Source organism: uncultured Sphingomonas sp., assembly GCF_964244265.1.
Taxonomy (GTDB): domain Bacteria; phylum Pseudomonadota; class Alphaproteobacteria; order Sphingomonadales; family Sphingomonadaceae; genus Sphingomonas.
In genome coordinates this window covers 1-19,823 of record NZ_CAXTHV010000032.1, presented here as the reverse complement: position 1 = coordinate 19,823, position 19,823 = coordinate 1, and the positions used below count along the sequence as shown (strand labels likewise).

14 protein-coding genes and 1 pseudogene are annotated in these 19,823 nt (G+C 65.9%); 9 read left to right on the top strand and 6 right to left on the bottom strand.

Going from position 1 to position 19,823, the window contains the following annotated elements; all coding sequences use genetic code 11:
- Positions 1–51: 51 nt before the first annotated feature.
- The 3 genes and pseudogenes from ACFE7K_RS12885 to ACFE7K_RS12875 form a co-directional block, all read right to left on the bottom strand.
- Positions 52–1,311, bottom strand: a pseudogene (locus ACFE7K_RS12885) (esterase-like activity of phytase family protein); the annotation flags it as partial.
- Between the two features lie 140 nt (positions 1,312–1,451).
- Complete coding sequence (locus ACFE7K_RS12880) at positions 1,452–2,972, bottom strand: hypothetical protein (RefSeq protein ID WP_375398600.1); 1,521 nt, start codon at positions 2,970–2,972, stop codon at positions 1,452–1,454.
- 66 nt (positions 2,973–3,038) lie between these two features.
- Entirely contained in the window at positions 3,039–3,539 is a 501-nt protein-coding gene (locus tag ACFE7K_RS12875) for a hypothetical protein (RefSeq protein WP_375398599.1), read from the bottom strand.
- 223 nt (positions 3,540–3,762) lie between these two features.
- Here ACFE7K_RS12875 and ACFE7K_RS12870 point away from each other — a divergent pair, with 223 nt between their 5' ends.
- From ACFE7K_RS12870 to ACFE7K_RS12850, 5 genes are read left to right on the top strand one after another with little or no spacing between them, the layout of a single operon-like run.
- The gene (locus ACFE7K_RS12870) at positions 3,763–4,341 is read left to right on the top strand and encodes a hypothetical protein (protein ID WP_375398598.1); all 579 of its coding nucleotides are present in this window, start codon (positions 3,763–3,765) and stop codon (positions 4,339–4,341) included.
- Between the two features lie 3 nt (positions 4,342–4,344).
- Entirely contained in the window at positions 4,345–6,012 is a 1,668-nt protein-coding gene (locus ACFE7K_RS12865) for a hypothetical protein (RefSeq protein ID WP_375398597.1), read from the top strand.
- 23 nt (positions 6,013–6,035) lie between these two features.
- Positions 6,036–7,187, top strand: a complete 1,152-nt coding sequence (locus tag ACFE7K_RS12860; protein ID WP_375398596.1) for an FHA domain-containing protein — start codon at positions 6,036–6,038, stop codon at positions 7,185–7,187.
- On the top strand, positions 7,184–8,707 hold the full coding sequence (locus ACFE7K_RS12855; protein WP_375398595.1) for a serine/threonine-protein kinase: 1,524 nt from the start codon (positions 7,184–7,186) through the stop codon (positions 8,705–8,707). The genes ACFE7K_RS12860 and ACFE7K_RS12855 overlap by 4 nt, the downstream gene beginning before the upstream one ends.
- Before the next feature lie 28 nt (positions 8,708–8,735).
- A complete protein-coding gene (locus tag ACFE7K_RS12850) occupies positions 8,736–9,683 on the top strand; it encodes a C1 family peptidase (protein ID WP_375398594.1) in 948 nt (315 codons plus the stop codon).
- Positions 9,684–9,738: 55 nt separating this feature from the next.
- On the opposite strand, the gene ACFE7K_RS12845 is transcribed toward ACFE7K_RS12850, so the two are convergent.
- Positions 9,739–11,784, bottom strand: coding sequence for a 3-hydroxyacyl-CoA dehydrogenase NAD-binding domain-containing protein (locus ACFE7K_RS12845; RefSeq protein ID WP_375398593.1), 2,046 nt, complete (start codon positions 11,782–11,784; stop codon positions 9,739–9,741).
- Positions 11,785–11,950: 166 nt separating this feature from the next.
- Positions 11,951–13,006, bottom strand: a complete 1,056-nt coding sequence (locus tag ACFE7K_RS12840) for a phytase (RefSeq protein WP_375398592.1) — start codon at positions 13,004–13,006, stop codon at positions 11,951–11,953.
- Between the two features lie 181 nt (positions 13,007–13,187).
- On the opposite strand from ACFE7K_RS12840, the gene ACFE7K_RS12835 reads away from it, so the two are divergent.
- The 4 genes from ACFE7K_RS12835 (at position 13,188) to ACFE7K_RS12820 (ending at position 19,369) form a co-directional block, all read left to right on the top strand.
- Positions 13,188–16,028, top strand: a complete 2,841-nt coding sequence (locus ACFE7K_RS12835) for a TonB-dependent receptor (RefSeq protein ID WP_375398591.1) — start codon at positions 13,188–13,190, stop codon at positions 16,026–16,028.
- A 46-nt stretch (positions 16,029–16,074) separates the two neighbouring features.
- On the top strand, positions 16,075–16,809 hold the full coding sequence (locus ACFE7K_RS12830; protein ID WP_375398590.1) for an SDR family NAD(P)-dependent oxidoreductase: 735 nt from the start codon (positions 16,075–16,077) through the stop codon (positions 16,807–16,809).
- 132 nt (positions 16,810–16,941) lie between these two features.
- Positions 16,942–17,730, top strand: coding sequence for an SDR family NAD(P)-dependent oxidoreductase (locus tag ACFE7K_RS12825; protein ID WP_375398589.1), 789 nt, complete (start codon positions 16,942–16,944; stop codon positions 17,728–17,730).
- Between the two features lie 4 nt (positions 17,731–17,734).
- Entirely contained in the window at positions 17,735–19,369 is a 1,635-nt protein-coding gene (locus tag ACFE7K_RS12820) for an AMP-binding protein (RefSeq protein WP_375398588.1), read from the top strand.
- Between the two features lie 49 nt (positions 19,370–19,418).
- On the opposite strand, the gene ACFE7K_RS12815 is transcribed toward ACFE7K_RS12820, so the two are convergent.
- The gene (locus ACFE7K_RS12815) at positions 19,419–19,649 is read right to left on the bottom strand and encodes a biotin/lipoyl-containing protein (RefSeq protein ID WP_375398587.1); all 231 of its coding nucleotides are present in this window, start codon (positions 19,647–19,649) and stop codon (positions 19,419–19,421) included.
- Positions 19,650–19,823: the final 174 nt, after the last annotated feature.

Here is a 19,823-nt window from a genome sequence, read left to right as displayed (position 1 = left end):
GAACACGTAGAATTGGTTCTGCCCGGCCACTGCGGGCACGAAATCATTGTCGTTGGCAATGTAGAGCGTGTGCAGCAACGCACCGTTATAGGTCACGTCCTGGCCGAACGCGATGCCTTCGATCTTTGCCGGGATCTGTGCAGGGGTCAGGCCAGACGCGACCAGCGCCGAGACGAGGTCGAGGAACGGGGTCGCCGACTTGGTGACGCTCTTGGCCGAATTTGCTGCCGCACCCGACAGCGCGGTGATGTCGGCGGCGCCGGTGATGTCGATGCTGAACAGCTGTTTCACCTTGGCGTTGGAACCGTCGCCAAAGCCGTTGCCGTCACGCTCGTCGACCAGGAACTGGTGGTCGTTGATCGCGACGATGTCGCTGACGCCGGAGCCGGTCGTCAGCTTGTAGCCAAATTCCTGCGTCTTGCCGCTGGCGATATCGATCGTCACGATCCGCACCAGCTTGGCGACATCCTGTTCGAGCGGTGCCTGCATGATCCCGACCAGGGTCTTGCCGTCGGGCGTGATGGCTAGCCCCTCCATCCCCTTATTGGCGACGCGCCCGATCGTGTTGCCGCTGATTTCGGTCGCGCCCATCGGCGAGAGGTTGGTGATGTCCAGGTTGGTCGGCAACGTGAAGGTCTTGATGAGCTGGCCGGTCGCGCGGTCGAACTGGCGGACATAGGGGCCGTATTCGTCCGAGATGAAGACGCTGAGGCCATCATTGGCGACACGGATCGATTCGGGGTCGAGGCGTCCGTTGGCCGGCGCGCCGGAATTGCCTGATCCGTAATTGTCCGAACGACCGGTAAAGTAGAAGGACGAGGCGGTGTTCGATGCGGGCGCCCCGGAGCCGATCGGCGTGACGCCGTCGATCTTCGTGCCGAGCCCCGCGCCGGTGCCGTAGATCAGCGGGGTCGGGCTGTAGAACAACGTGGTCCCGGTCAGCGTCGGCGACAGCACGAACGGCAGCGCGGCGCCGGGTGCGCTGGGCGCCAGCGCCAACGTCACCGACTGGAAGCGCGCAATGTACGACGTGGTGTCGTCGACCAGTCCGTTATACCCGGTCGCGTTCGGCCCGCGATCGGGCAGGGCGAGGAAGGAATTGCCGCCGGCATAGGCCAGGCCCGAGCCGATCCCGCCCAGGATGTTGCCCGGCAGGCCGTTCTCAAGCGGCGACGTCAGGCCCGACAAATCGACATTTGCCCCCGCCCTGCTGCCCGAAAGCGTGCCGTTGGCGAGATAGATCGGGCCGGCCGTAGCTGGCGCGGCCAGCAACGATGCCAGGAACAGGACGGCGGGTCGGACAGGGTTCATGACGGCTCTTTCATCGACGGCGGATGCTGTAATGAACCGAGCGTTAACCGGCATGTTTGACAGTGATGTGTCGCCGGCGGGTTAAATTTAACGGCAACGCCATTGTCATCCTGCGTCGGCGGAACAGGACGTGCCGCCGCTCAGCGGATGCCGGTGATCGACAGCGACGTCGGCAAATCGTCGGCCGATTTGTGCAGGTTGAGCAATTGTTCGAGCAGCGCGACCACCTGCATGCTGCGCGTGCCGCTGGTGCCGGTTGGCTCGCAGCCGGCCGTGCTGGGCGGCGGGTCGGCGGGAATGTAATAGCGCTTGCCGCGAAAGCTGGTGTCGAGCAGCCCGCTGCCCGATCCGTCGCGGACCCGGATGATCCACTTGGGCGCGCGCAGCGGCGTGTCGGCGCCGTCGGTATCGGCTCCGCACCGCCGGCGATAATCCTCGAACGGCAGCTTGTAGACGTCATCGCCCTGGCGGATATATTCCCCCAGGAAATAGATGATGTCCTCGACCGATCGGAACTGGACGTCGATCCGCACGCGGCGCAGCCGCTTCGTATCGCCGCCGGCGGGAAAGCATCGCTCCAGCAGCGGCAGCCTGGCCGCGTCGCCGACCACCTGCGCCGAAAAGCCGGCGGCCGCGCAATCGGCATCGCGGCGCCTTTCGTCGCGATAGAAGTAACGCAGCCCCGCCTTCGAATCCCGCGAATCGTAGAAGATGATCACGTCGCTGCGCGCGATCGACTGTCCGTTGATGACCAGGCGGTCGCCGCGCGTCTCGCCGGCGCTGAAGCCGATATCGGCATCGCTGACCGCGGCGCCGCAGCGATCGGCGCGGGGCACCAGGGTGACCGAATATTTGGGCCCCGACCGGTAGGACAGCTTGCCGTCGGTCAGCGCGATTTCGTCGTTCTTGAGTAGATCGACGACGTCCTGCGTGTTGCGCGCGCGGCTGCGGTCGCCCGGTCCGCCGCTGCCGCCACCGCTCGCGCCGTTCGGCCCCTGCGGGTCGAGCAAGGCCGCCACCGAGCCGAGCGGACTGGTCAGCTGCGAACGCTGCGATCCCAGGCTGTAGCGGCACAGGAACGCGCCAAAGCCATAGGAACGGTCGGGCTCGTTATAGATCGACCCGATGCGGCTATCCCGGTCCGCGTCATAGACGTCGAGCCGCTCGATGAAGAGCGCCATGATCAGCTCGTCGGGCCAGCCGGCGTCGAGATAATAAGCGATCGTCTCGGGCTTGACCGGCTGCTGGATGCCGCGCTGGAATTTCTCGGTGGCGAGCACGGCGGCGCGGAAGCTGGGACGGGTGCTGAGGCTGGCATTGACGTTGGGGGATATGCTGGCCACGCCCTTGCCGACGCTCGACCCGGTGGTCGTGCCGGTCGCGCTGAGGCTGCGGCTGAGCGAATCCTCCGGAAAACTGCCCGACAGCGCCCCGCCCACCGACAATTGCGCGTCGCCATTGACCTCGACGATGGTCATGAAGTGCAGGGGAAACCGCTCCCGCGCGCGAACGATGTTGCGCAGCATCAACTCGTCTTCGGCATTCGCGACCATCTCGTCATGGTCGGTTGCCACGCGCTGCAATTGCGGGCCGAAGGCGCATCCCGCCAGCCCGGGAACGAGCAGCCCGAGAAGCAGCAGGCGTTTGGCTACATCGAACATGACACCCCCCCGTCAGCTTGATGCCATTAACATGCCATGGCCCCGTCCTGATCTGGACGGCGGCCGTCAACTCACCCCTTCGACGCCGAAATCGCGGCGCGCGGACACGATCGTCACGATCATCCCGGCCAGCGCATCGACCAGCACCATCATCGTCAGCAGGAAAAAGGTCGAGGTCGAATAATTGGGAAACAGCAGGAATTCGATCAGGCAGAAGATGAACAACGCCATCGATGCCATGTGATTGACGATGGCGGGCGAATAGGTCCGGGTCGATTTGAGAACCTCGACAAACAGGAAGATGATCGAGAAAACCAGCAGCACATCGCCCCAGCTCAGCCGGAACCGGACCCCCGACAGCATCGTGACCGCGACCGCGGCATTGTCGATGCCGGCAAGGATGCGCGGCGAGTCGGTGCCGGGCAGCGGGCTGCCCGCCAGCAGCGCGAACAAATTGTAGACCAGCACCGGGATCAACAGAAAGGGGAAGATTTCAAGCGCCAGAAAGGACAATCGACCGGGTGTGCGCAGGTTGCCGTTCCCCGTCAGCCCATTTTGCGTAAGCATCTGCCTCAACTCCCCCCAAACACCCGAAATATGACGCCTATTCCGTCTTCGGGGCTATTCCCCGAATTCTGCCGAAGCGCAGCGCGTCGACCATGATCTAGGCCGGCGCGGCGCAGCGTGACAGGTCAGGACCCCGGGACAAAAGTAGCATCGGCGTAGATGCTTGCAACTGCTTTGTCGCACCGCTAGGCTCGGGGCCGTGCTGTCCGGGGGGAGTAATTGGATGCAGCAGGCGTTGGACTTGGTTCCGAGTAATGTGCAGGACGCGATCGATCGTATCCCGCCCGAAGCATGGCCGCTGATCGACATCACCTCCAAGATCACCCTTGCCGTCGTCGCAATCTGGATCGTGCTATCGCTGATCGCCTGGTGGCGGAGACGGGCCTATAACCTGACGATCGCGTCGACCGCGCGGCGCAACAAGAAGGCGCAGCCCGACTTCCTCAAGGTCGACCATAAGGCGCGCGACGCGGCGATCGAGCGCGGCCACGAGCATGAGGAACAGATCGCCGAGCGCGAGCGCCTGGAGGCGCTGGCGGCGGCGCGGCGCGATCCGGTGAACGTCGGCGAACGCATCGCCAAGTTCGCGGCGTTGCTGATGTCGATCTTCACGTTGGTATGCAGCGTCCTTGGCGTCGTCGGCAATGTCGGCGCGATGGAACAGTCGGTGCATAACCTGACCGCGACGGGCAAGCTCCATTATCTCTTCGAACAGCATTTGCTGAGCACGATCGTCGTATTGCTCGTGATCGGCTATAATGTCTGGCATTATTTCAAAAAGCGTAAGTGGGAGGAGGCGTAAGCCATGGAGTCGAACCCGCTGGTCCTGACCGACCCCGATCTGCTCGCCGAGTTCGTCCGCGAGTCCGAATTCAAGACGTTCTTCGAGAAGCGCTTCGCCTCGCCTCCTGACCTTGCGGCATTGCTGTTCCGCGACGGCGCCCTGATCGACTCGTTCAAGGGCACTCAATTCTCCGTCGGCGGACTGTGGGAAAAGATGAAGGGCCTGATCGGCGGATCGCATCATTATGCGGTGATGCTGGCCGACCTGAAGCCCTTCCAGGTGCAGTTCGCGGTCAAGGGCATGTCGAAGGACAATGTCGAGATCGCCGGCACCGCCACCCTCGAGCTCCAGCTGGACCCCGACAAGCCCAGCAACATCCTGGGCCTGATGGGCGGCGTGTCGCGATCCAACGAGGATCTGCAGACGGGCGCGCAGTCGACCACCGGACGCAAGGCGCTGTCACGCTTCGACGTGCTCGGGCGGATCGAACCCCAGTTCAAGGATCGCGTCTTTGAATCGGTGATCGGCCGGCACAATGCCGACGAGATCCGCGGCAATCGCGGGCTGCAGGACGAGATCCAGGCCGACATGATGACCGAGGCGCAGCGTATCTGCGGCGACATCGGCGTGATGGTGAAGAACGGCTCGATCACCTGGGCGATGAACGAGGTCGAGCGCGAGCAGTTCGAACGCGCGCAGATCGCGCGCCAGCAGGGGGCGCTCGACTACCAGCTCGAATTGATGAAGCGCGAGGTCGCCCGGCAATCCGAATCGACCCAGGTCAAGATCGAGGCGAAGGTCGCGACGACTAAGCTCGAACAGGCGAGCGAGGACGAGCTCGCCAACATGGTGCTCAACAGCGAAGTCCAGTTCATCGACGCGCGCGAGGGTGCGGCACGGCGCCAGGAGGTCGAAGCGCTCACGCACGAGATCGACATCCTGCGCAAGGAACGCACCGGCCGGTTCGAGAACGAACTGGCCGAATCGGGCCAGCTGATCGACCTGACCAAGGAAAAGGCGCGGCTGCGCGACGTCGAGCGCGAGATCGACAAGCTCGACCGCCTCCAGGCGGCCGAGATGCGCAAGCTGGACGCCTTCACCGATGTCGATATCGACGACGCCCAGGTCAAGTCGAAGCAGGGTCAGACCCGCGGCTGGAACGAGATCGCGATGGAAAACCTGGCAAAGACCGGGAACATCCAGGAGGATCTGGCCGACCGCCAGGCCGACCGCTCGATCAAGACCAACCGCGCGGGGAACGAGGATCGCATCGCCGTCATGGACGCCGAGGCGCGCAACCGCGTCGACCAGCTTGGCGCCGCCGCCGGCATGACCCCCGAGCAGATCAGCGCGATCACCGCCAGCTATTCCGAAGGCGCCGCCGCGGCGCGGATCGAGGAAGTAAAGGCGCGCGCCGCGGGCGGCGAGAAGATGGCCGAGGTGGTGACCCAGCTCAACCAGCAGATGAACGACGAGCGCGCCTCGAGCCGCGAGCATGAACTGCGCATCCTGGAAACGGGCATGAAGGGCGCGACCGGGGTTGCCTATGGCGCCGGCGGCAAGTCGGGCGGCCCGGGCGATACCGCCAATGCCGACGCCGATGCCAAGGTCGAATGTCCGTCGTGCGGCAAGACACTGTCGGCCAAGGCGAAGTTCTGCGGCGGCTGCGGCCACCAGATGCGCACCTGACGGCAGGACGGGAGCCCGCGCCGATGATGAAGAGGCTGCGCAGCCCCAAGGACTGTTGCATCAGCGCGGTCAAGGCCGACGCCAATGCGTCCTTTTGCGAGGAATGCGGCCAGCCGCTGGCGCGGTGCATGGCATTCTCGGAATGCGGCGGCCTGGTCGGCGATGACGGCCTGTGCCACGTCTGCGTCGCGCCGCACCTGCAGATCATCCCCGGCGCGACGATGAACGCGCCGATCGGGGGATCAGTGGCATTGCCGTTCGACCTCTACAACGCCTCCACCATCGACCGCCCGCTTTTCGTGACCGGACTGTGGAGCCGCGAAAAGGGCGACTGGCGCGAGGAACGGCTGGGCTGGGAACAGCTTGACCCGAATACCCGCGCGCCCGCGTCGGTCACCGCCAAGGAATTCGACCGCGCCGGGCTGCACGAGGTCGAGATCATGTGGAGCGTTGCGACGCGCTGGCGCGCGCGGCAGGAGAATTTCGCCTTTTCCAGCCGCGTCCTCCTGACCATCGCCGGCGAGAGCGAGCACGCCGCCGGCCCGGTGGTGCAGATCAGCAGCGAAAACGAGATGAACGGCAACGTCATCCAGATCACCGATAACACGTCGCGCGGATCGAAGGATGACGGCAAGGTAATCGCCGCGATCGACATGAACATCCACCGCCTCGACCTGGAGGAGCGCCGCTTCGGGCTGCGCGGCCTGGGCGAGGACCTGCGCGTGCCACGCTCCGTCGCGTTCCGCTTCGTCGGCTTCGGCAAGGACGCGGCACCGGCGCCCGACCTGCCCGTCACGACCCCCGACGGCATCCTCGCCTTCGGCCGGTCGCATGCGCGGGGCGAAGGCGGCGAGGGAGACGTCCACCTGGTCGTCACCGACCGCAAGGGCGCCGTCGACGAAGGTCAGTCATTGACGCTGTCGCGGCGGCATTTCGAGCTCTACGTGGAAAATGACCGGCTGATGCTGCGGGTCAGCGGCAGCAACGGGTTGCGGGTCAACGGCACCGCCTATGGAGCCGACAAGATCCTTGCGCTGAAGGACGGCGACGTCGTCGAGCCGCTGGTCAAGACGCCCGGCGCGCTGAAGTTGATGGTGAGGTTCAGCCGCGAATTCGATCGGGTGAGCGCGGTGACGCTCACCCGGACGCCCGCGATCGAGGAGAACGCGGCATGATCAAATGTCCGAATTGCAAGGCGGAGAATGCCGACGGCGCATCCTTCTGCGAGAATTGCGGGAAGCCCCTTGGCGGCCAGGCGGCGACCGGCAAGCTGGACGACCTCAGCAACCTCAATACCATTTCCGGCGACGAGACCCAGCACCGCAACTGGCAGGCGTCGTCGGAAGAGGCCGCGCTGGAGGCGGGCACGGTGTTCGCCGATCGCTATACGATCGAATCGATCATCGGGCGCGGCGGGATGGGCATCGTCTATCGCGCGCGCGACAAGATCGGCGACCGCGAGGTCGCGCTGAAGCTGATCCGCTCCGATCGGCTGGGCGGCGGCGAGCAAGCCGTTCAGCGGCTGCTTTCCGAAGGCGTCATTACCCAGGACATCCGCCACAAGAACGTCGTCGCGATCTATAATGTCGGCCAGGTCGAAGACCGGCCGTTCGTCTCGATGGAATTCGTCAACGGCGTGTCGTTGCGCGAATGGCTGCGCAAACAGGTCAATGCCCGGGTCGACGTTCCGCTGCGCGTCGCCGCGCGCATCATCGCCGAGATCCTAGACGGGCTCGACGCTGCGCATGCGATGAACATCGTGCATCGCGATCTTAAACCCGAAAACGTGATGCTCACGACCGAGCCCACCGATATCGCGGCGCCACTCAAGATCCTCGATTTCGGGATCGCGCGCGCCGCCGGCAACCAGATCGAGAGCGGCACCGGCACCGGGCTCGGCACGCCGCGCTACATGGCACCCGAACAGATCACCAATCCCGACGGCGCGGGGCCTTCTGCCGACCTGTATTCGCTGTCGGTGATCTTCTACGAGTTGCTCGTCGACGTCCTGCCCCAGGGGCATTGGCAGCCGCCATCGGGTGGGCGCGCCGACGTCTCGCCGAAGATCGACAAGCTGATCGAATCGGGACTCTCCAATCGTCCGGCGAGCCGGCCGCAAAGCGCCAAGGAGTATCGCGCGCAACTTGTCGACGCGGTCAACAGTCCCGGCACCGTCGCACCGCCGGCGAACCGTCAATCGTTTGTCAGGACGAACACCGACACTGCCGACACTACCGGCACGGGCGGCGTCGGCTTCTTCAAGCGGCCCTGGGTGAAATATGTCGCGATCGGACTGGGGGGGCTGTTCGTCTTTGGCTTCGTCATCAACATCCTGGACGGCTCCAAGCCACGGACGAGATCGGTTGAAACCTATGTCCCGCCAAATACCTATGCGGCGCTCAACGGGCGGTGGGAGAATGATGCGGGAGCGGTGTTGAACGTCAACGTCACGCCCAGCGGAAGCTTTAGCGGGCAAGGCACCGACGGCAACGATGTTGAAGTGACGATCAGCGGGCAGTTCAACGGGTTAAGCGGGCGGTTCGTTTATTCCGGGGGCAATTATAATTATCAGGGTACGCTGCAAAGAGACGGCCGCGACTGTGATATGCAGATCGTGACGTACAACCCCGATGGATCGATCTCCGGTCAGGGGCTGCTCCACGTCAACCATCACCCGAACGAGCCCTGTGCATGAACAAGCTTGGCGCGAAGGAGTAAAGACGATGTCTGATACCTGGAATGGTCGCCGGCTGGACGGCTGCCTGTTCGAAGCCACGCCGGGCCCCGCCCCCCGCCTGGATGCAGCGGCCGCCGCCGCCGCCGGGCTGCCGCGTCATGTCGATCTGCGCGCGCATTGCTCGCCCGTCGAGGACCAGGGCCAGACCAACAGCTGTACCGCCAATGCGATCGTCGGTGCCCTGGAACTGCATCAGCGCAAGGCGGGGCTGCCGCTGACCGACATGTCCCGGCTGTTCCTGTTCTATAATTCGCGCGCGCTCGCCAAGAAGGAGGACCAGGACGTCGGCAGCTATATCCATCACGGCATGGCCGCGGTGCTGGCGTTCGGCGTGTGCGAGGAGCGGATGTGGCCATTCGAGACGGCGATGGTGACCAGCCGCCCGACCGACGGCTGCTATCAGAACGCGACGCACTACAATGCCGTGCAGTTCGCGCGCACGCCGCGCGGCGAATCGGCAATGGCGGCCCTGGCCCAGGGCCTGCCGGTCGCCTTCGGCATCTTCGTGCCGTCGGAATGCTATCAGGAGGCGGGCCGGACCGGCACGATGCCGATGCCCGACACGCTGCCGACCGTGTCGCCGCCCAGCGGGCATGCGATGCTGATCGTCGGTTACGACATGGACGAAAAGACCTATCTGGTTCGCAATAGCTGGGGCGCCGGCTTTGGCGACAACGGATATTGCAAGATCCCGTTCGACGTGATGGACAAGTACACGCCGCCCGACCAATGCTGGACGATCGGCGCGATCGAACAAGCACCGGGCCTCGCCACCTTCGGCCCGACCGTCAAGGAATCGGTCGAACACGTGACCAACCAGGTCCAGGGACCCTCGCCGCTCGATCAGCTGCGCGGTTCGTTGCGCGACGATCTCAACAGCCGGCTCGACACGGCGCGGGCAGGGTTCCGCAGCCGGCTGCGCGGCGGCAATTAGAGCCCGTTCGGAAACTCGCGAAAGGGCGAGTTTCGCTGCGGCGCCGGTCCGGCAATCAGCGCGTGAAGGCCGCACCCCGTGCGGCCGTGTCCACCAGCAGCTTGGCCGGCTCGATGTCCTGCGCCGCCAGCCCGTCGACCACCTTGCGCAGGCCGATCATGTCGGCCCAGAACATCGGCCCGCCGGTGAAGACCGGCCAGTTATAGCCGAGAATGGCGGCGACATCGATGTCGGAGGCGCGGATCGCGACATGTTCCTCCAGCACCTTCGCGCCCTCGTTCACCACCGGGTAGAGCAAGCGCGCGACGATCTGCTCGCTCGACACTTGGCCGGCAGCGGCAATGCCCCTGGCGCGCGCGACGTCGGCGATGATCCGGGCGGCGACGGGTGACGGCATCGCCGCGCCTTGATCGTCATAATCGTAATAGCCGCCGTTCCGCTTCTGACCCAGCCGGTCCGCCTTGACGAGATCCCCGGCCACCGTACGCTCGGTATCGCCACGGCCCGGCACGTCGAGGCCGACGAGATCCATCATCTGGAATGGCCCCATCGCAAAGCCGAAATCCTGGATCGCGCGGTCGATCTCATGGGGGGTGAGACCTTGCAGCACCAGCCGGTCGGCCTGCCGGCCGCGCTCCCCCATGATGCGGTTGGCGATGAAGCCGGCGCAGACTCGGCTCAACACCGGGACCTTGCCGAGCTTCTTGGCCAGCGCCATCGCGGTCGCGACCACCTCCGCCGACGTCCTCGCCCCGCGCACGACCTCGACCAGCCGCATGACGTTCGCGGGTGGGAAGAAGTGCAGCCCGACTACCCGGTCGGGACGGCCGGTGGCCGAGGCGATCGCGTCGAGATCCAGAAACGAGGTGTTGGACGCCAGGATGGCGCCAGGCCTGGCGACCGCGTCGAGACGGGCGAAGACCTCCTTCTTTGCGCTTTCCTCCTCGACCACCGCCTCGACGATCAGGTCGGCTTCGGCCAGGGCCGCGAGATCGAGCGCCGGGGTGATCAGCGCCAGGCGCCGGTCGACCTGTGCCGGGGTCATGCGGCCCTTTTGCGCGCTGTTCTGGTACTTCTCGCGGATGACGGCCAAGCCACGGTCCAGCGCCTCCCGCGACGCCTCGACCAGCGTCACGGCGATGCCGGCATCGAGAAAGCTCATCGCGATCCCGCCGCTCATCGCCCCCCCGCCGATCACCCCGACCGTGTCGATCGCGACGGTCGGCGTCGACCGGGGTATGTCGGGGATTTTCGCGGTCTCGCGTTCGGCAAAGAAATAATAACGCTGCGCGGCCGATTCGGGGCTGGCGAGCAGTTCGGCGAAGAGCTCGGCCTCGCGCGCCATGCCGGCGTCGAAATCCTCGATCTCGGCGGCTGCCTCGACCGCCTTGACGATGTTGCCGGGCGCCTTGAAGCCGCGAAAGGCGCGCGCGTTCTTCTGGAGAAAGTCGGCATAGATTTCGGGATGGCCGCGTGCGGGAGCGACCATGTCCTGGCGGTCGCGGACGCGCGGCGCCGGCTTGCCGATGACCGTGCGGGCAAGCGCGACGGCATCCTCGCGCAGCCCGCCCTCCTCGGCCAGCACGTCGATAATGCCCAGCTCCAGGGCCTTGGTCGCCGGCACTGGCGCCCCCGAAATCATCAGTTCCAGCGCGCGCTCCACGCCGACGATGCGCGGCAGCCGCTGGGTCCCTCCGGCGCCCGGCAACAGGCCCAGGCTGACTTCGGGCAGGCCGACCCTGGCCGACGGCACCGCGATGCGATAATTGCAGATCAGCGCGAGCTCCAGCCCGGCGCCCAGCGCCGTGCCGTGGATCGCCGCGACGATCGGCTTGTCGATCGCTTCGATGAGGTCGAACAATTGATGGATCGTCGGCGCGATCGGCGGATGGTCGAACTCCGCAATGTCGGCGCCGGCGATGAACGTCCGCCCGCCGCAGATCAGGACGATCGCCTTGACCGCATCGTCGTCCGCGAACTTGCGGCAACCGGCGTCGATCGCGCGCCGCGTGACGATCCCCAGGGCATTGACCGGCGGGTGGTCGATCGCGACCACGCCGATCCCCCCGTCCTCGACGGTATAGGTGCCGACTTCGCTCATCCTGGCCTTACTCCCTGGCACGCTATCTTGCCCTGCCCTCCCGCCCCTGCCCGGTCGGGCGACAGCAAGCAACGCTGCCTGCCATGAGGTGCGTGCTATTGCGGCGTTGACGCCGGTCCTGTTCAGGCGGCACCGGGCCGCCCGACTCCCCCGCACCAGCGGCGGATCAGCGGATTCCGAGCGCCTTCTTCACGTCGGCCCAGCGGACCAGCTTGAAATTCTGTGCATGGGGAGCGTTGTCGCCGTCCTGCGCGACCATCAGCCCCGCTTCCAGGCCCGGGCCGAAACCCGCGGTGGCGATCTCGATACCATCGGTATCGCTGGTGCCGTCAACCTCGCCCGCCGGCACGATCCTGAACCGGCCGACATAATTATCATCGGACAGCCGCCATATCGCATAGGCCGAATCGCCCTGGCTCGACGCCACGAGATATCCGCCGCGCCGGCCCTCGGCGGCGATCGCCAGCCCCTCGGCGTCGGCGACCAGCCGCGCGCCGTCGTCGCCGGCCAGCTTGACCGGCTCGGTCGATCCGGTCGGGGACGCGTCGAAGCGCCAGATGCCGACATCCTCCTCGGCGACATACAGCAGGCCGGTCCGGTCATCGGCGACGCAACCCTCGGACTGGGTCTGCAGCTTCATCCGCCGGACGATCGTCGCGGCCGGTTGCGCCTGTTCGGTGTCGACCTTCACCTGCAGGATCGCGCCATCCTTGCCGACGACGAAGGCATAGACCTGCTCCCCCGCCCGATACAGGCAGAAACCATACGGCTCGCGCATCTCGGTGATCGGCAATCGCGCCAGCGCGGTCAGCGTCGCGGTCGCGGTATCTAGGCTGAACAGCGCCAGCCGCCCGTCGCCCAGGGTCGATCGATCGCTTGCCGCCACCAGCACCCCGCGCCTGCCGGCGATCCTGACGCCATCGCGCAGGTCGACATTGTTGACACGTCCGGCGGGCAGGGTCGAACGGAGCTTGCCGTCCAGCCCATAGACGTTCAGCCCCTGCTTCTTGTCGGTGGCGACGATCAGCGAGCGGACGGGATCCTTTTTGTTTCGCCAGATCGCGGGATCGTCTGCGGCATCGTCGGCACTCGTCACGGCATCGGTCTCGCGCCAGGCGGGGACGCTGGCCGTGCCGGCAGGGGCGGTCGCCACCGACGCCGGGGGCGGCGCCATGCACCCGGCGAGCATGAAGATCGCTATCGTCGAAAGTATCGGCCGCATGGTCAGGTCCCCCGTTTCGGCGCGGCCTAGGCGCAAGGCAAATATCGCGCAACTGCGTCACGAATCGGTCTCGGCGATGTCACCGGATCGTCATCCCATTGTCGTTGCTGAGTCGTCATTCGCGCATAGCGCTCCGCCACGAACACTATCGGGACACCCGAGGTGGGGGCTGGGGGAAAGCATGAACACCTATCGTCGCTGGCGGAACGGCGCCTCGCGCATGGCCGTGGCCGCCATCCTGCTCGTCGGCATCGCCACACCGGCGCTGGCCGCCGACGTGTCGGGTCGGGTCGTCGATCCGCAGACCGGCGCTGCCCTGCCGGGCGCGACGGTCCGCATCGGCGACCGCGTGGCGACGGCGGATCGCGACGGCGTCTTCACCGTGTCCAACGTGCCGGAGGGTCCGGTGCGGGTCGAGATCACCTATGTCGGATTTCCGGTCACGGTTCGCGATGCGACGTCGGGCGGCGCGGCGGTGATCACCGACTTCCGGCTCGATCCGCCGCTGGGCGAAGCAGGCGACATCATCGTCACCGGCACCCGCGCCGCCGAACGCCGCGCCTTGCAGGCCAAGAAGGCGGCCAACCAGATCCAGGACACGCTGAACGCCAACGACGTCGGCAAGCTGCCCGACCAGAATGTTGCCGAGGCGATCCGTCGGCTGCCCGGCATCACCGTTTCCAACGACCAGGGCGAGGGCCGCTATGTCGTCATCCGCGGCGCCAACCCCAACCTCGCCAATGTCACGATCAACGGCCAGACCGCACCCGCGCCCGAGCCCGAGGGCCGCCAGGTCAAGCTCGACGACATCCCCTCGTCCCTTATCGGATCGGTCACCGTCGTGAAGTCGCTTACCGCCGACCGGGACGCCAACGCGATTGCGGGCCAGGTCGACATCGACACGCTGACCGCATTCGATCGCAAGACGCCGTTCGCCAATGCGCGGATCGCCAACGGCTACAACAACCTCAACAGCCGCAATCCGTATGAGGGCGACCTGACGCTGGGATCACGCTTCGGGGCCGACGACACGTTCGGCATCGTGCTGTCGGGCAATTATTCGCGGCGGCCGAACGAATCGGAGAACCTGCAAGGATCATCCAATTGGCGCACCGACTATCCCGGCGCCGGCGGGAAGGCCTTGCCCGACGATTTCCGCATTCGCGACTATAACCTGACGCGGACGCGTTACGGCGTGGTGGGCAATTTCGACTGGCGGCCCGATGCGGACGTCAGCGTGTACGTGCGCACGCTCTATTCGGCGTTCAAGGACCACGAGACGCGCGACCAGTTCCGCGTCGAGATCCCGGTCGTCTTCTCGGCCACCCCGACCGCCGCGCAGACCGCGACGAACGCGGCGATCGCCAATGGCGGTACGTTCAGCGCGCGCGGCACGCGGTTCCTGCGGCTGCGCAACGAGGATGACACGACCTTCACGGGCGAGCTTGGCGGCAGGTTCCGGTTCGGCGCCGGCGCGGAACTGGAGGTGCAGGGAACCTATAGCCGGGCGCTGAAGAAGGATCCGTTGCGTTCCGAATTCTCGTTCCGCACCGGCAGCACCGCGCTGACCGGCCTGTCGCTCGATCTCGGCGATACGCTGTTCAACGTGAACACCAGCAACGGCACGACCATCAACCCGACGTTGTTCCAGGGTTATCGCGTGAATTACGACCGCCGTCGCGCGGCGGAAAAGCTGTACCAGGCGCGCGCCGACCTGACGCTGCCGGTGGGCATTGGGGACGACAGCGCGATCAAGCTCGGCGTCAAGTTCCAGCAGACCGACAAGACCAACAATCGCGACCTTCAGCAATATACATTGGCGTCGACCACCAACCTGGCGTCGACTGGGGCCTCGACCTTCGACGGCAGCACGATCTATGACGGGCGCTACCTGGTCGGGCCGCGTATCGACTATAATGCCGCCCAGACCTATTATACGGTGACCAACCCCACGGCGCGGACGCAAAGCGCGGCCGATCTGGCGACGACGCTCGCTAACTCGCTGGTCAACGATTATGATCTCAGCGAGAAGGTCTATGCCGGCTATGTGATGGGCACGTTCAAGTTCGCGCGGCTGACCGTGGTGCCGGGGGTTCGCGTCGAAAGCACCGACGGCACCTATCGCGGCAAGTCGTTCACCCCCCTTTCGAACCTGGCGCAGGGCTTCAACGTCACCAACAAACGGCGCTATACCGACGTCTTCCCGGACCTGAACATCCGCTTCGACGCGAGCGACCGCCTGGTCGTGCGCGGTGCGGTAACGACCGCCATCGGCCGGCCGAACTATGCCGACCTCGCGCCCTATACCAGCGTCTCGGACACGACGCCGGGCGCGGGCGTGGTGGCGATCGGCAATCCCGACCTCAAGCCGTACAAGGCGGTCGCCGGCGACCTTTCGGCCGAATATTACCTGCCCGGCCAGGGCATCGTGTCGGTCGCCGCCTTCTACAAGCATCTCGACAACCCGATCTACACGCTCGCCCGGACCAGCGCCGGCACGTTCGGCGGCGTGGTCTTCACCAATGCGCTGGTGACCCAGCCGATCAACGCCGCCAATGCCGAAATCTATGGCGTCGAGGTCAATCTTCAAGCGCAGCTGCTGTTTCTGCCGTCCCCGCTCGACGGCTTCGGCGTGTCGGCCAACTTTACCTATGTCGACGGGTCGGCGACCGGCGTGCCGGGGCGCGCCGACAAGGTGCCGTTGTTCCTGCAATCCAGATACAGCGGCACCGCGCAACTTTTCTACGAAAAATACGGGCTGACCGCGCGTCTCGCCTATACCTACCGCGCCAAATATCTAGACGCCCTAGCCCCCTCCGCCCCCTCCGACCAATATACCGGCGAAAACAATTCTCTCGACGCGCGCATCGCCTTCTCTCCGGCCAAGGAATATACGCTTTTCGCCGAGGCCACCAACCTGCTCGATTCCCCCTGGCGCCGGTTCCAGGCGATACCCACCCAGCTCATCGAAAACGAACATTACCGCCAGACGTACCGTATCGGCGTCCAGCTGGCATTCTAAGGAAGGCGGCGGTATCCCTTGCGGCTATGATCCGCAAGGCTAGCCGATGACCGGGCGACTTGAGCGCCGGCGCGCGATCGTCACTGGCGCCGCGAGCGGCATCGGTGCCGAGATCGTCCGGCGTTTCGCGGCCGAAGGCGCGACCGTCGCGCTGCTGGACATCGATAGTGACGGGGCGCGGGCGGTCGCGGATGCATGTGGCGGCCATGCCGTCGTCTGCGATGTCGCGTCGCCCGCCAGCGTAGCCGACGCGGTCGAGGCCGCGCAGGCGGCGCTCGGCGGGCTGGACATCGTCGTCAACGCCGCCGGCATCCTGGCGCGCCAGCTGTTCGAGACGATCGATCCGGGGCTGTGGCAGCGATTGTTCGAGATCAACCTGCGCGGACCGAGCCTCGTCATCCAGGCGGCGCTGCCATTCCTCCGGCTGGCAGAGGCGCCGGCGATCGTCAACATTGCGTCGCTGAGCGCGCTCCGGCCCTCCCCGGGCACCGCCGTCTATGCCGCGACCAAGGCCGGGCTGCTGATGCTGACCAAATGCCTTGCCGAAGAACTTGCGCCAATCCGCGTCAACGCCATCTGTCCCGGCATCGTCGAGACGCCAATGACCGCGGGCTTCATGGCCGACCCCGCGACGCGCGACCGGATCGAACAGGCCAATGCGCTGCACCTGCTCGGCCGGCCCGCCGACGTCGCGCTGGCGGCGGTCTATTTGGCGAGCGGGGAAGCACGGTTCGTCACCGGTACGCAGATCGTCATCGATGGCGGCAGCAGCTTCGCCTGAGAGGTCCCATCTGGAAACGCGCCCTCAGCGTGGTTACCCTTAGGTCGCCAAGTGTCCGCATCATGTCGTATCTCATCAAGACGGCTTTGCGGATGCACCCCTAGTCTTCGGCGATGCACTCGCGCGGGCATCATGACTGAACGGCGTGTCGCCATCGTCACCGGCGCGGGATCGGGGATCGGCCGTGCGCTGACGCATATGCTCGCCGCCGACGGCTGCGCGGTGGTCGCGTTGGGACGGTCGCTGGCCCCGCTGGAGACCCTGCGCGAGGAACTCGCCGAGCGGGCCGAGATCGCTCCGCTTGCCGCCGATGTGACCGAGGACGACGCCCCCGCGCGCGCCGCCGCGCTCGCAGTCGAACGGTTCGGGCGGCTTGACTGGCTGGTCAACAATGCCGGCGTCGGCAAGCCGCTGCCGGTCGACGAGACCACCGACGAGATCCTGGACTTCTTCCTGAACGTCCATCTGCGCGCGCCCTTCCGCTTCTGCCGCGAGGCGCTGGCGCGGATGGCGGACGGCGGCGCGATCGTGAATCTCGCGTCCAGCTTCGCGCTGATCGGCGGCTTGCGCGGCGGCGCCTATTCAGCGGCCAAGTCGGGGATCATCGGGCTCAGCAAGCACATGGCCGCGCAATATGGTCCACGCGGCATCCGCACCAATGTCGTGGCGCCGGGCGTCCTCGAAACGCCGATGACCGCGTATGCGTGGGACAATGCGCGATTTCAGCGGATGAACTTTGACATGACGCCCCTCAATCGAACCGGCACCGCGGAGGATGCGGCCCATGCGATCCACTTCCTACTCTCCGACGCGGCGCGCTTCATCAACGGGCAAATACTGGCAGTCGATGGCGGCTGGACGTCCACCAAGTTCCTCGCCGAATCCGCCATTACCGCCCGCGCCCTGGACGATTTGCGCTGAGCGCATGATCACGCGCAAGACCCTCCACGGCTGGTCGATCCGCTGGGACGAGGCGCGCGCCAAGGCGGCACATGCGGGCGGTTGGTGGGTGGATGAAACGCTGGCGGACGTCGCCGCGCGCATCGCCGCCGAAACGCCGGACCGGCTGCTGGTCGTGGACAATGCGCGGCGGCTGGATGCGGCTACGTTGCATGGCGAAGCGTCAGCGCTGGCCCAGGCGATGGCCGCGCGCGGGCTGAAGCCGGGCGCGGTCGTCTCGTTCATGCTGCCCAATTGGCACGAGGCGGCGGTGATCTATCTCGCCGCAACGCTGGCCGGACTGGTCGCGCACCCGATCGTGCCGGCGCTGCGCGACAGCGAAGTGGGTTTCATGCTCGCCGATATCGGCAGCCGGATGATGTTCGTGCCCGCTGAGTTCCGCGGGCACGACTATCCGGCGATGCTGGACCGGGTGAACGCCACGCTGGTCGATCCACCCGAAATCGTCGTGCTGCGCGGGCCCGTCGGCCGCCACACCGCCTACGATACGCTGCTCGCCGCACCGGCCGAACCGGTCGCCCTGCCCCCGGTCGACGCCGACGCCGTCAAGATGGTGCTCTATACCTCGGGCACCACCGGCCGGCCGAAGGGGGTGATGCACAGCCACAATTCGATCCACGCGCTGGTCACGCAGATCCGGCGCAACTGGCTGGTGGAACCCGGCGACGGCTTCTTCGTGCCGTCCCCGGTCAGCCATATTGGCGGATCGATCTACGCCTTCGAGTTCCCGCTGCTGTTCGGCACCGTCGCCATCCTGCAGGACCAATGGGACGCCGATGCTGCCGTCGCGATCATGACGCGCGAGCGGTGCACGCACATGGCGGGCGCGACGCCTTTCCTGGAGCAGTTGCTGGCATCGGCAAGACGCGCCGACACGCGCCTGCCCGACCTGAAGGTCTTCATCTGTGGCGGTGCATCGGTGCCGCCATCGCTGATCCGCGCCGCCAGCGGCTATTTCGAGCGCGCCGCCGTCACCCGCGTGTTCGGATCAACCGAGGTGCCGGTAACGACGATCGGCGCCCTGGCGGCGGGCGACCTTGACCATGCCGCCGAAACCGACGGGCGGATCGGCATTGCCGAGGTCAAGCTGGTCGATCCCGCCGGCGCCATTGCCGATATGGGCGAGGTCTGCGCGCGCGGGCCGCAGATGATGGTCGGCTATCTGTGGACCGAGGACGAGCGCGACGCCTTCGACGCGGACGGATATTTCTGCATGGGCGATATCGCGCGCCGCATCGACGGCGACTATCTGGTGGTGACCGGCCGCGCCAAGGACATCATCATCCGCCAGGGCGAGAACATCGCGCCGAAGGAAATCGAGGACATGCTGGTCGAGCATCCCGACATTGCCGAGATCGCCATCGTCGGCCTGCCCGACCGCCGCACCGGCGAGCGTGCCTGCGCGGTGATCGTGCCCAGCGGCGAATTGCTACCCGACGTCACGGCGCTGCGCGCCTTTCTGGACGCGCGCAAGGTCGCGCGATTCAAGATTCCCGAACAGGTCGCGATCTGGGACGCGCTGCCGCGCAACGTCGCCGGCAAGGTATTGAAGCACCGCATCCGCGACACGCTGATCGCCCAGGATGCGGCCGGGAGCTGAGAGTCTGTTAGGAAACTCGCGGTGCCGGCCCGGCGCAAATTCCTGGCGGTTATTCGATCGTGCCGAGGATCGTGCCGACCTCATAGGTTTCGCCCACCTGCTTCAGGATGCGCAGCGTGCCGGTCGCCGGTGCGTCAACCTCGTTGGTCGATTTGTCGCTTTCCAGCGCATAGAGCGGTTGGCCCTCCACCGCCTGGGCGCCATCCTCCACCAGCCACTCGGCCAGCGTGCCTTCGTTCATCGAGAAGCCGATCTTGGGAAGGATGATATCGGTCGCCATCATTCGATCCTCAGTTTTGACAATTGGACCGGCAATATGACCGCCGACGCAATGTGTCAGCGGTCCAGCAGCCGCAGCCCGGATACACCGTACGGGCGATGCCTTGGCAAGTCCGCTTCCTAGAGCGGTTTTAAGCTGATTTGAATCGTGAGGGGATTCACAAGAGCGTGGTTT

Excerpts from the sequence above, each read along its gene's own strand:
- ACFE7K_RS12880 (WP_375398600.1), bottom strand. The coding sequence starts at position 2,972 with ATGTTCGATGTAGCCAAACGCCTGCTGCTTCTCGGGCTGCTCGTTCCC.
- ACFE7K_RS12875 (WP_375398599.1), bottom strand. The coding sequence starts at position 3,539 with ATGCTTACGCAAAATGGGCTGACGGGGAACGGCAACCTGCGCACACCC.
- ACFE7K_RS12870 (WP_375398598.1), top strand. The coding sequence starts at position 3,763 with ATGCAGCAGGCGTTGGACTTGGTTCCGAGTAATGTGCAGGACGCGATC.
- ACFE7K_RS12865 (WP_375398597.1), top strand. The coding sequence starts at position 4,345 with ATGGAGTCGAACCCGCTGGTCCTGACCGACCCCGATCTGCTCGCCGAG.
- ACFE7K_RS12860 (WP_375398596.1), top strand. The coding sequence starts at position 6,036 with ATGATGAAGAGGCTGCGCAGCCCCAAGGACTGTTGCATCAGCGCGGTC.
- ACFE7K_RS12855 (WP_375398595.1), top strand. The coding sequence starts at position 7,184 with ATGATCAAATGTCCGAATTGCAAGGCGGAGAATGCCGACGGCGCATCC.
- ACFE7K_RS12850 (WP_375398594.1), top strand. The coding sequence starts at position 8,736 with ATGTCTGATACCTGGAATGGTCGCCGGCTGGACGGCTGCCTGTTCGAA.
- ACFE7K_RS12845 (WP_375398593.1), bottom strand. The coding sequence starts at position 11,784 with ATGAGCGAAGTCGGCACCTATACCGTCGAGGACGGGGGGATCGGCGTG.
- ACFE7K_RS12840 (WP_375398592.1), bottom strand. The coding sequence starts at position 13,006 with ATGCGGCCGATACTTTCGACGATAGCGATCTTCATGCTCGCCGGGTGC.
- ACFE7K_RS12835 (WP_375398591.1), top strand. The coding sequence starts at position 13,188 with ATGAACACCTATCGTCGCTGGCGGAACGGCGCCTCGCGCATGGCCGTG.
- ACFE7K_RS12830 (WP_375398590.1), top strand. The coding sequence starts at position 16,075 with ATGACCGGGCGACTTGAGCGCCGGCGCGCGATCGTCACTGGCGCCGCG.
- ACFE7K_RS12825 (WP_375398589.1), top strand. The coding sequence starts at position 16,942 with ATGACTGAACGGCGTGTCGCCATCGTCACCGGCGCGGGATCGGGGATC.
- ACFE7K_RS12820 (WP_375398588.1), top strand. The coding sequence starts at position 17,735 with ATGATCACGCGCAAGACCCTCCACGGCTGGTCGATCCGCTGGGACGAG.
- ACFE7K_RS12815 (WP_375398587.1), bottom strand. The coding sequence starts at position 19,649 with ATGGCGACCGATATCATCCTTCCCAAGATCGGCTTCTCGATGAACGAA.